This is a genomic window from Candidatus Moraniibacteriota bacterium (genome assembly GCA_016699795.1).
Taxonomy (GTDB): domain Bacteria; phylum Patescibacteriota; class Minisyncoccia; order Moranbacterales.
In genome coordinates, this window is the sequence record CP065011.1 from 728,013 (window position 1) to 740,277 (window position 12,265).

At 33.4% G+C, this 12,265-nt stretch carries 9 protein-coding genes; 7 read left to right on the plus strand and 2 right to left on the minus strand.

Annotation, left to right across the window (positions count from 1 at the left end):
• Window positions 1–62: 62 nt before the first annotated feature.
• Window positions 63–2,522: a type IV secretion system DNA-binding domain-containing protein gene (locus IPN70_03490; GenBank protein QQS60928.1), complete on the plus strand. Its 2,460-nt coding sequence runs from the start codon at window positions 63–65 to the stop codon at window positions 2,520–2,522.
• 22 nt (window positions 2,523–2,544) lie between these two features.
• Here the strand turns inward: IPN70_03490 and IPN70_03495 are convergent, their stop codons facing one another.
• The gene (locus IPN70_03495) at window positions 2,545–4,914 is read right to left on the minus strand and encodes a protein phosphatase 2C family protein (GenBank protein QQS60929.1); all 2,370 of its coding nucleotides are present in this window, start codon (window positions 4,912–4,914) and stop codon (window positions 2,545–2,547) included.
• Window positions 4,915–5,029: 115 nt separating this feature from the next.
• On the opposite strand from IPN70_03495, the gene IPN70_03500 reads away from it, so the two are divergent.
• The 4 genes from IPN70_03500 to IPN70_03515 are packed head-to-tail and all read left to right on the plus strand — an operon-like array spanning window position 5,030 to window position 8,846.
• On the plus strand, window positions 5,030–5,644 hold the full coding sequence (locus IPN70_03500; GenBank protein QQS60930.1) for a hypothetical protein: 615 nt from the start codon (window positions 5,030–5,032) through the stop codon (window positions 5,642–5,644).
• A gap of 9 nt (window positions 5,645–5,653) precedes the next feature.
• Window positions 5,654–6,034, plus strand: coding sequence for a hypothetical protein (locus tag IPN70_03505; protein QQS60931.1), 381 nt, complete (start codon window positions 5,654–5,656; stop codon window positions 6,032–6,034).
• Window positions 6,035–6,049: 15 nt separating this feature from the next.
• Window positions 6,050–7,771, plus strand: a complete 1,722-nt coding sequence (locus tag IPN70_03510) for a glycosyltransferase family 2 protein (protein ID QQS60932.1) — start codon at window positions 6,050–6,052, stop codon at window positions 7,769–7,771.
• Window positions 7,772–7,799: 28 nt separating this feature from the next.
• Entirely contained in the window at window positions 7,800–8,846 is a 1,047-nt protein-coding gene (locus IPN70_03515; protein ID QQS60933.1) for a hypothetical protein, read from the plus strand.
• 42 nt (window positions 8,847–8,888) lie between these two features.
• Here IPN70_03515 and IPN70_03520 read toward each other — a convergent pair whose 3' ends face one another.
• Complete coding sequence (locus tag IPN70_03520; protein ID QQS60934.1) at window positions 8,889–9,599, minus strand: hypothetical protein; 711 nt, start codon at window positions 9,597–9,599, stop codon at window positions 8,889–8,891.
• A 409-nt stretch (window positions 9,600–10,008) separates the two neighbouring features.
• Between IPN70_03520 and IPN70_03525 the strand changes: the two genes are divergently transcribed.
• Window positions 10,009–11,310: an oligosaccharide flippase family protein gene (locus IPN70_03525; GenBank protein QQS60935.1), complete on the plus strand. Its 1,302-nt coding sequence runs from the start codon at window positions 10,009–10,011 to the stop codon at window positions 11,308–11,310.
• Window positions 11,311–11,327: 17 nt separating this feature from the next.
• On the plus strand, window positions 11,328–12,263 hold the full coding sequence (locus IPN70_03530) for a glycosyltransferase family 2 protein (GenBank protein ID QQS60936.1): 936 nt from the start codon (window positions 11,328–11,330) through the stop codon (window positions 12,261–12,263).
• The last annotated feature ends 2 nt before the right edge of the window (window positions 12,264–12,265 follow it).

Genomic DNA, 12,265 nt, shown 5'->3' on the forward strand with positions numbered 1-12,265 from the left:
GTAGAATAGAGGCTGAGAGTGGTTTCGAAAGAGGTGTTTAAGACAAAAACAAATGAAAAAAAATGCAACAAGAAACTGTTAATATTATTTTCCTTTTTATTTCTATAGCGTTAGGTCTTTTTGCTTTGGGAAGCGGTGCTTATATTATGTTGTCAGGACTATTTGGTCTCAAGAAAAAAATTGAGATGTCTTTGCAATTTAGTACGGAATTAGTCCGGATGGTTTTAAATGATGTAAAGAGATCGGATGAACGAGAAGTGGGTCCTGAAAAATGGAGAGAAGAAATAGGTGCTATGGAACAACTTTTTTCTTCTTTCGCTAACATGCGTTCGAAGAGAGCTTTTCTTGGATCGTCTATACCTTTTATAATATCGTTAGAAATCGCCAATCCCTCTGATAGTGAAGAGATATTCTTTTATCTATCTTTTCCTCGAAAATATAGAGAGGATATCGAAAAACAAGTGCATAGCTTTTTTCCTCACGCATCTATTGAATCTATAGAAGATTATACTATTTTTCGACCAAAGAGTTTTGTTGCCACAGCAACGTTGGCACTAAAATCAACCTCAGCATTGCCCGTACTTACATATCAAGAAATGAACACGGATCCTCTTAATGAGATAACTAATGCTATGAGCAAACTTCAGACTGAGACGGAAGGAGCTGCTTTGCAATTAATTTTATATCCAGCTGGAGGTTCTTGGCGAAATGAAGGACGAAGTATCGCTCATGAAATGCAACAAGGAAAACGATTAAAAGATGCAAGAAAACAATCTTTCCTTGCAAAATTAGGAGATGGATTAGGCTCAGTATTTCTGAGTGCTTTTTTGGGAAAAAAGATCGAATCTCAAAAAGATGATAAATATATACAACTCACTCCTGAAGAGCAGGATCTTGTAAAAGCTATCGAACAAAAAACAAGGAAACCTGCTTTTTATACGAATATACGAATTCTTTCTTCTGGGGATACACAAGAAAGAGCGACACAAATTCTTTCTCAGATGGAAAATGCTTTCTCTCAATTTGAAAGATCGGATATTAACTTTTTTCGCATAAAAGAACGATCTGAAACAAAAAAAATTGGTTTTCAATACATAATGAGATTTTTTAATCGGCGGGGAGCTATGCTTCTTGGAGTTGAAGAGATTGCTAGTATTTACCATTTCCCCATATCATCTACGAAAACCCCGAAAATAAAATGGCTTAAGGCTGGAAGCGCACCTCCACCCACACTTATTCCTCGAGAGGGAATTTTATTAGGACATAATGATTATAGGAATGTCATAACGGATGTGAGGCTTTCTCAGGCTGACCGAAGGAGACATCTTTATGTCATAGGTCAAACTGGTGTTGGAAAATCTGTTTTTCTTACGGAGCTTATTAAACAAGACGTTCGAGAGGGCCGAGGCGTTTGCTATATCGATCCTCATGGAGATGCTATAGAAGAAATTCTTTCTGCTGTTCCTAAGGAGAGAATTGAAGATGTTATACATTTTGATCCTGCTGATACAGGGAGACCTTTCGGTCTTAATATGCTCGAATATGATAAACCTGAACAGAAGACATTTGTTATAAATGAGATGATTAATATTTTTGATAAATTGTACGACCTACGTCAAACAGGAGGTCCAATGTTTGAGCAGTATATGAGAAACGCCATGCTTCTCATTATGGAGGATACTGAATCAGGATCGACACTTTTGGAAATTCCACGCGTTTTGTCTGACGAGCAATTTCGTCGCATGAAGCTTTCAAAATGTAACAATCCTATTGTAAAGAACTTCTGGATAAAGGAAGCAGAAAAGGCTGGTGGAGATGCAGCTTTAGCTAATGTTGTTCCTTATATAACTTCAAAATTGACACAATTTATTTCTAACGACATGATGCGCCCTATCATTTCACAGCAACGTTCCACTATTGATTTTCGAAAATGCATGGATGAAGAGAAGATACTTCTTATTAACCTATCAAAAGGAAGAATTGGAGAAATTAATAGTTATCTTTTAGGAATGATTATTGTTGGGAAAATTCTCATGGCTTCACTTTCTCGTGTTGATATATCTGAAAACGAACGAAAGGATTTTTATTTATACATCGACGAGTTTCAAAATGTTACAACAGATTCTATATCGCAAATTCTTTCAGAGGCAAGAAAATATCGATTAAGCTTGACCATCGCTCATCAATTTATAGGACAGCTTAGCGAGGGCATTTCTAAGGCAGTTTTTGGTAATGTGGGTTCAATGGCAGCATTTCGAGTTGGTCCGGAAGATGCAGAATTTTTAGAAAAACAGTTTGCTCCCATATTCTCAGCAAGCGATCTTCTTAATGTGGATAATTATAGTTGTTTTGTTCGTCTTCTGCTTAATAATGAATCAACGAAGCCTTTTAATATAAAAACATACCCTTCAACTCAGGGAAATATAGATCAAGTTTCTTTAATAAAACAATATTCTCGCCTTCGATATGGGAGAGACGCTAAGATAATCGAAGAAGAAATACGAAATCGTATTGTTATGTAATTTTATTTTTACAAGAATTCAGTTAAGGGAGAACTATTTTTAGTATATCTCCTGAAGTATTTTCTGTATAAATGGTATTTTCTTGGACTGCGAGTATTCGCTTTGTTTGAAAAAAAGATTTACTCATAAGCTGAGATTGTATTTCTCCGGTATCTTTTTTTGTGAGAACAAAACGACCATTTTCAGAATCAAGAATGAGAAAATTATTCTTTGTTATAGCAATATCTTTTGGATGAGGGGTGGGGGCTGAAGATGATTCTAAAGAAAAATTGGTTTTCTTTCCTTGAAAGTAAGATTCAATAGTTTCTTTATGGGTTATAAAATAGATACTTTCTTCCACATTCCACTTGAAGGGATTTTCTTGTATAGGTGTAGATTTGAACCAAGTTGTGGATTTATCAAAACCTCCTGCTATACGAGGAAAACGAAGAATATTTTTGGTCTTAGTATCAAAGATGTACAGATAAGTAAGGTAGGACTCTAATAGATGAGGACTTGTTCCTGATGGAAGTGGTATTTTGTTTTTTGTATAAGATTGTTTTGCAGGACTAAATTCATACAAATCATTATTTTTAGTAAGAATAAAAAGAAGATTAAGATCTTCCATAAAAGTTGCAAGTGTAAATATTTCATTTCCATTGGGAGGAGGGTAAGATTCCATGGAATTATTTAAAAGGTTGAGAATGACAACGGCATCAGAGGTGACAGCGAGAATCCGATTGTCCCAATACGTTACTTGTAATGTTTTATTTAAAATACTCGGAGGAATTCCTGAAATTGTTTCTATAGCATCTTCTTTTTGAAAAATAACATTTTTTTCTTTTTCCCATTGTTCTGTCCAAGTATCAGGAGACTCTTTTTGGTTTAAAACAAGAGCTGCTTCATCAAATTCAGAAGATATATTTTCTTTTTTGTCGGGTATTATTTTAGGGAGAAAGAAGGGGATAAGAATCATTATTAAAAGAAGAAAAAGAGCGTAAATTTTTTGGCGTTTGTTTAAAGAGAAAAAAAGATGTTTTATTTTATAAAAACTTGGAAGAAACGTTGATTTTGAAGAAATTTCTAATGGTGAATGAATCGTATCCTTCTTGTTTTTCAAAAAGAATAATTTCTCTTTTAAAAACAAGAGAATATTTTTTCTTATTTTTATTTTCTCCAAGAGATTTCTTGTTGAGGTCAAGAGAAGGGTAATGTTTTTTTTGGAAAAAGTTTTTTTATTTGTTAAAAAAAAATCTTTTATCTTTTTTTTTACGTTAGAAAAATCTCTCTTTTTAGATTTTTTATCTTTTTTTTTAGAAGTGAAAGACTGAGCCTTCTTTTGAAGAATTTTTTGAATTTTTTTTGTTGCGTTTGTTAAAAGAGACTCGATTGTTTCCAAAGTAAGGAGCGCTCGTTCTTTCAGTGCTTCTATATGAGGATCTGAACCTGAATGTGTTTGTGAATCAAGAGATTCTTTTATGTGAATATTTCTTCCTTTACTTTTCTCTTCGGGTAAATTTTCTATCTGTGTAGAGATTTCTTCCTCTTTGTTTTCATTTTCTTCTAACAGGGAGTCTTTTAGAATTTCTTTAGAAAGAGCTTTTTTTAGGGATATATTTTTTTGCGTATCTAAGGTGTCTCTACCAAATAAATTTCTTGGCAAAATGAGATCATGAGAAGTTTTTGTATGAACTATGGGCGATGGTGTGTCATCTTGGATCATATCAAGAAGTATGGCTCCAGCGTGTTCGCATTCATTTACAAGGGCTGTATAAAGAAGGGTATAAAATGAATCATAATCTGGAGAACGTGAAATCTCTTTTTTGAGTTGTTCAGGAGAAAAAATCTTAAGAAGCTGACGATCACAGAGAAGAAAAATATCATGAGAAAGAATTTTTCCTGAAGCTATATCTTCAAATGTTCTCAGTGGATGGGGGGCACTCTCTTCTTCATTGGATTCTGTAAGATTAAGGAATTTGTTTTCTCGAAAAAGGAAAAGACGACCTTTTCCACAAGAAGAAAAATGAATAGTATCCTTACTAATAACAACAATCACGCCATCAAGATTTTCTAGCCAAGAAACATTACCCTTGCGAAATGTTTCTCCAAGAATAATATCAATTATTTTTAGAGTTGATTCAAAACTGTCTTCAGCTGAACGTTGAGGTTTTGAATAATATTCTTTTTTTACAACTGAAGCTAAATGATTTGTTATATAGAGAGCCTCTTTCTTTGAAGGATCTATTGAGAAAATACCAAAAATAGTCCCTAAATGTTTTTGAGTTATATTATTGGGAGAAAATTGAAAAACATCGAGAAAAGGTTCTCGTTTTTCCTGAGAAATAGTGATGGGTCGCAAACGAGGAATCATGCAAGTTAAGCATTTTCCCGAATCGCATTTTTTCTTTACCATACTGTTTTTAAAGTATAACATTTTTTTCTTTTTATGGGTAGTTGCTAAGAGAAAGGATTTTTTCTATACTTGAAATAAATACATTTGATTAAGTAATGATTGGTAAAAGAATGATATGGCAACGACAATTGATATTTTTGATGAATTGTTTGGATCAAAAGAAAAAGCGAGACTTATTCGTTTTTTTCTTTTCAATGAAAACCCAAATTTATCGGTAATAGAATTGGCTCAAAAAAATAAGCTGAAATTGGATGAAACTCGTAAAGCAATACGGTCATTGGTAAAAATTGATATGCTTCGGGAGCAGATAAAAAAACGTCGAAAAGTATTTTCTCTCAATGAAAACTTTCCTTATAACGCACAATTGCATAATTTAATTTCTGCCTCAAACACTTTCGGACAATGCAAAAATCTTTCACGTCTTCGTAGATCAGCAGCGGTGAGATATGCTGCAGTAAGTGGATTATTTACGGATAACCCTAAATCTATTGTTGATCTTCTTGTTGTGGTAAGTGATTCTCGTCGTGCCAAGGTTCAACAAGCTATTGAATTTATTGAAGCGGAAGTTGGAAAAGAGATTCGTTATGTTCTTCTGGATGTAGAGGAATTTAAGTATCGAATGGAAATGCTTGATCGTTTTCTTAAGGATTTTTTCGAAGGAAAGCATGAAGAAATCGTAAATAAAATGCCAGGCCTTTCTCGAAACATACAATTATTGCAACAGAAATAAAAAGATATCATGTCTGAATCTTTAGACTCGTCACTTCGTTTGAGAGAATTTCTGGGAAACCATTTTGTTCAATGGACTGTTCTTTTTGCTTTTATAGCAAATGGAATCTCTTGGATTCTTCTTATTTTATTTATAGAACCATCAGAAGCTCCTATTTTTCTTCGTTATAATATCTATTTAGGATCCGATCTTAGTTATGTAGTTCCTTGGTATGAATCCTATCGAATTTTATTATTTTCTTTCATTTTTTTCTTGTTAAATTGCATTATTGCTTTTTTATTTTTTCGTAAAACGGATCGATTTACTTCTCATACAATTCTTTTGGGTAATATTTTTGTTCAATTATTTGTTGTTATTTCTGTAATAGCTATTGTTTTGGTGAATTTGTAAATAAATGTGAAAATTATGTCAGAACAAGAAAAAGTTTTTATATTTCCCGATCCTAAAACGAAAGATCCCGATGAAAGATTTGTACAGAGAATTTTTGAAATTTTTCCTGGAGCAATAACATGGATGATTCTCTTAGGACTTCCATTATTGGCTTTTTTACAACCTATTTGGGTTGCGGTTTTCGTTATTGCTTTCGATCTTTTGTGGATACATAAAAGCTTTTATATTTCTTTGTATACTATTGCTGCATATAAAAGACTTCGAAGGGGGATTAGTATCGATTGGTATGGTCTTTTAAAAGATACAGAAAATATAGTTGAATCCATTAAACGGCGGGAGCGAGAGATGAAAGATATTAAAAAAAATCTTCAGAAGCATTCTTTTTTTTCTTCTGAATTTAGAAAAATAAGAAATATTTTAAAAGATAGAAAATTTGAATTTTCTTTGATAAAGCCTCTTTCTGATAAACAAGAGGAAGTTATACAACACAAAGATATTGTTCATATTGTTTTATTTCCTACGGCAACCGAAGGTGCTGAGATTATTGAGCCTGCTATACGAGCTGTAAAGGAGAGTGATTTTCCTAATGAGCAAATTATTATCGTCCTTGCAACGGAGGAAAATGAAGAAAAGGAGAAAAGGGAAGAGAAAATTCGAATTCTTCGTAAGAAATTCAAAAATGTTTTTCGAGATTTTTTGGTTACGGTGCACAAAGTTAAGGATGGAGAAATGAAATGCAAGGCATCAAATGCTACCTATGCGGCTAAAGAATTATGCCTCTATTTGAATGAAAGAGATATTGATTATAAGAGAGTTATTCTTTCTAACTTTGATTGTGATACTGTTTGTCATAAGAAATATTTTTCAGCACTTACTTTTCTTTATACAACAGATAAAGATAGGTTATGTCACGCATACCAACCATTGCCTATGTATAATAATAATATTTGGGATACAAATGCTATTGTTCGTATTGTTGTTTTTAATTCTACTTTCTGGCACATGTTCAAGAGTACGCGTGATCGAATGGTGACATTTTCATCTCACAGTGAACCTTTTGACACTATCGTGAAATTGAATTTTTGGCCTGTGAATATGATTAGTGAGGATTCAATTATTTATTGGAAAGGATATTCTTATTTTGATGGTAAATACACAACTAAAATTGTTCCATTACCTGTTTCTATGGATGCAGCATTGGCAGACACATATGGAAAAACTCTTGTTAATCAATATAAACAATTACGTCGTTGGGCGTATGGAATGGAGAATCTCGCATTAATAATGAGGTCAAATTTACCGAATAAAAATATTTCTTTTTGGAAAAAATGGCTTGTTGCTCTGGAACTTGTAGAGGGGCATGTTCTTTGGGCAACTGCTCCTATTATCCTAGGATTTATGGGCTGGCTTCCACTTTGGTTTGGTGGAGCAGAGTTTAAAGAAAGCGTTTTAGCACATAATCTTCCTTTTATTTCAGGAACACTTATGTCTATAGCGATGATTGGTCTCTTGATTATTGTATCTCTTAATTTTCTTCTTCTTCCACCAAAACCAAAAGAATATTCTCGATGGAGATATTCCTTTTTTGTTTTTCAATGGCTATTAGTTCCTTTTATGGGGCCGTTTTTTGCAGCACTTCCTGCTATAGATGCTCAAACACGTTTATTACTGGGAAAATATTTCGGCTCTTTTTGGGTTACTGAGAAGATTCGAAAAAAATCAATATCTATGCAATAGACGAGCGTTGTTTATTTGAAATATTTCTATGCGAGAAATACCTCTTTTTTTAACTTTTTTTTCATCACTGAGCTTGTCAATTGTTCTTTTTTCTTTGATTATTTGGGCATACTTGTACACATCAATATTTTCTCGTTTCTATAGAAGAGAAAAAGGAAGATCTAGAAGTAAAATCTTTTTTCGATTAGGAGGATTTTTCGCTATTTTATTTTTTTTGGTAGCTCTTTTGGGAAATTCTTACCTTGTACTTTCAATAGACATTATGTGGCTTTTTTGGGGATCTTTGGCTTTTCTCATTCTTGGTTTTTGGGATGACTTAAAGTCTATTTCTTGGAAATGGCAACTTTATTGGCAAAGTGTTATCATTTTTGTTATCATTTTTTTTGCAAAGATTCGAATAGAAAGTATCCCTTCTCTTTTTTTGGATGAGCGTATATTTTTTGTTGAGAGATGGGAGATTTTAGGATATATTTTTGCTTTTTTATGGTTTTTATTGGTTATAAACTCTCTTAATTGGATTGATGGAATTGATGGTCTTGCGCCAGGGATAATTGTTATTTCCGGGGCTTCTATTGCTGCCGTCAGTCTTCGTCCGGAAGTTTTTCAACCGCCTATCTTTCTTCTCGCATGTATTCTTTGTGGTTCTTTTTTGGGTCTTTGGCTATTCAATATACATCCTGCTCATTTTTTTTCTGGAACAGCGGGAATTTTTGTGGCTGGTTTTATTTTGGCATATCTGTCACTTTTTTCTGGAGTAAAAATTGCAACCCTTTTTCTTGTTTTAGCCCTTCCAATTCTCGATGCTTTACGTGTTCTTTTTTGGAGAATAACCACTTCACAATCTTTAACAAAGCCGGATAGAAATCATATTCATTACACATTGCTTGAATGGGGTTGGAATAAAAAGTATGTAAGTTTTTTTCTTTTAAGTATTGCAACATTTTTTTCTTTTTCAACATTCTTTTTTCAGACTCGAGGAAAAATAATGACAATTTGTATGATAAGTTTTATTTTTTTCGGTTGCTTAATAGCTGAGTATATGTACCGGAAAAAAGATAAAACCCCCGTCAGTTGACGGAGGTTTTATCCACTAAAGAACAAACATTATACAGGAAAATTAAGGAGAGGAAACGAGAACGGAATATTTATGGAGATTCTTAATTTGCATATCCGTTAACCCTTTCGAGGCTTCAATAGCCTGACGAATTAAATCCTTAGAAAAATTAACCTGTGTGCCTACAGCAACTTTTCCCTTATGACCAACTGCTTTTCGAACATAATCTTCAATATAAATTTTATGTTCAGCTGTGAGTGATGCATCTGGGTTTTGAGTCAAATAATCAGCTGTCGCTTTTCTTGCCATATGAGTCAAACCATCGCCTCTCTGAGCTGTTATAAGAAAACCTCCCGAAGTCTCTTGACTGGGTGTTTCTTGTTTGGGCTGTTCGGGAATTTTTACTTCTTCCTTTTGCTCCTTGACTTCTTCAACGGCAACAATTTCTTGGGAAGTTTCTGTTTGCGCGGAACTTACTTCTTCCTTGGGTGTTTCAGCCTTTTCAGTTGAAGGTTCTTCTGTCAAAGATTCAGATTCGGTTATTTCTTCCTCATCAAACGCGTCTTCTTCGAGAAGTATTTGCTCTTGAGTAGGTTCATTGATGGCTATCTTGTTTTCTTGCCCACGCTTGGAGTAGGAATTAATTCCACCAGCAATAGCGAGAACAATAAAAACACTTACGATGAGTCGAAGATTCTCTTCGAACCAAGCTTTTGTCTTGGATCCAGTCAATTCATCGGTTTCAGCGTCGCGTATTTCTTTATCTTTTGTCATTCTTTTCCACCTCCTTTCCGTATTGCATTTCGAGACCTTCATTGAAGGTATTTTGCATATTTCTTGATATTCGACCTTTTCAGGGCTCATTGTACCTGCCCTTTTTAAAAGCGTCAAACAGAGAGGGATAATTATCGAAATTGGGAGGTTTTTTGCAAAGAAAATGATCATTTTTTATGTATAAATAAGGATTAATGGTGTTGTTTTAAAAATACTAAGATGATAACTTATGGATAAAGGGGGTTAATTTTAATTTTTGAAAAATATAGAAAGGTATGAAAAAAATAAAAAAGAAGAATAAAAGTTAAGGAAATATTTTCTTTATAAAGAGAATTTTTTAGATTTATTTTATTTTCCTTACGATTTTTAAAAAAGATGCTAGAATGAAAATATTATCTTTCTTAAGCATATGGTAAAAAAATGGTTAGAAATAATGCGTTCGAGTTTGTTTTTGAAAAATAGCTTTGTCTTGTTTCTTGGTGTTATGGCAACGAATTTTTTTAATTACATCTTTCATTTTGCTATAGGAAGGATGGTAACTCCTTCTGTATATGGAGAAATGGAGATGATTGTGTCTTTACTTGCTATTGTTTCTGTTCCTGGCTCAGCAATAGCACTTATTGCAAGTCGCTATGCAGCGAATGCTAAAGCAAAAAATGATCCTGGTTTAAGTAAAGAAATCTTTCATTGGCTGAATGGGAAGATTATTCGATATGGTTTGCCGGTGTTTGCTATTTCTCTTTTATCGACTCCCTGGGTAGCAAGTTTTTTGAAGGTTGAGCATGAGATTGCTATAATTTTTCTTTGGGCTATGATGTTTCTTTCTTTTTTTTCTTCTGTTTCGATAGGAATATTATCGGGTTGGCAAAGTTTTTCTTGGGTGGGTATTATAAATAGTGTGGGGAGTTTTTTTAAATTAATTCTTGGTGTTTTCTTTGTTTGGATGGGTTTTGCTGTTAATGGAATTATCGGATCTTTTCTCTTATCTTCTTTGATTGGATATATATGCACCTTGTGGGTTTTTCAAAAAATTCAAAAAAATAATAAAGAACAGCATAAAGAGAAAGAAAGCTTCTCGGCAAAAGAATTAACCTCCATAAAGCCATACGCAATAAGAGTTTTTTTTGCATCTTTAGCACTTGCTTTGTTGGGAAATATCGACATGATTTCTGCTAAATATCATTTGGATAGTAATGTAGTAGGGACATACGGAGCGTTATTTATTGTTTCGAGGATTATTTTCTTTGTTTCTGGAATTCTTATTTCGGTCATGTTCTCGATGTCATCGGAAGAGCATGATAAAAAAGCATTAGGAATAAATAAGGGTCAATCAAAGATATTTTTTCATACAGCTTTTCTTATAGGGATTTTTTGTACAGGTTCTTTGATTTTCTTTTTTCTTTTTCCAGAGTTTGTTATGAAAGTTTTCTTTGGAAATACGTATATTCATGCGGCAAATTATTTGATATGGTTCGGCGTCGTGGCTGCTCTTTATACATTTGTGAATCTTTTTATTCAGTATTTTCTTTCTATTAAAGAAACTCGAGTAGTTCGATGGTTACTTTTTATTTCTCTTTTGGAGATCCCATGTATATTTTTCTTTGGGTATGATATTTTGAGTATAGTAATGATTTCAGGATTTGCTCAGGTTTTAGTTATTGGTGTCGCTTTAATTTTCTTTTTAAGAGGCAAGAATTTTTTAAAACGATAAGAGTAAAGATTTTTAGTATGAAAAAAATGATATCCCTTGTTATTCCTGCTTATAATGAAGAAAAAAACTTACCTCTTATAAAAAAGGCGATAGAAAAAGTTTTTAAAAAAATGTCGTATTCTTACGAGATCATTTTTGTAAATGACGGAAGCTCGGATAAAAGTCTGGAAGTACTTAAGAAGATTGCAGAAAAAGATGACTATATCAAAATAATTGATTTTTCAAGAAATTTTGGTAAAGAAATCGCTACCAGTGCTGGGTGTCATATTGCAAAAGGGGATGCTGTGATAACTATGGATGCTGATCTCCAGCATCCACCTGAGCTGATACAGAAATTTTTAGCTCTTTGGGAAGAAGGTGCTGAAGTTGTCTATACAGTCCGTAAAGAAACTTCCGGTGTGGGTTTTTTTAAGAAAATATCTTCTTCTCTTTTTTATTGGTTATTCAATAAAATATCGGATATGAAATCCGAATCAGGTGCGACAGATTTTCGTCTTATGGATAAGAAGGTGATAGACACCTTTCGACAGCTTCCTGAACGAGATCGGATGTTTCGAGGACTTATTGATTGGATGGGATTTCGTCGTGTGCGAGTAGATTTTGTAGCCGCAGAACGAGTAAATGGAAACGCTCGATATTCCTACGGGAAACTTTTTCATTTAGCTATGAATAGCTTCACATCATTCTCTCTTTTTCCACTTCGTTTTGCTGGATATCTTGGTATTTTCGTTGTATTGGTGAGTGGACTTTTGCTTTCGATAATGTTATTATCTAAGTTTTGGGATCCAGGATTATTCACTTCTCTTGCTATATTTACCGTAGGTATTATCTTTCTTGTTGGAATTATCCTTATTTCTTTGGGTTTAATAGCTTTGTACATTGCTAGAATTCATACGGAAGTATCTGGAAGACCCTTATACATTGTTCGAGAAAAAGTAAACATTAAAGAATAATA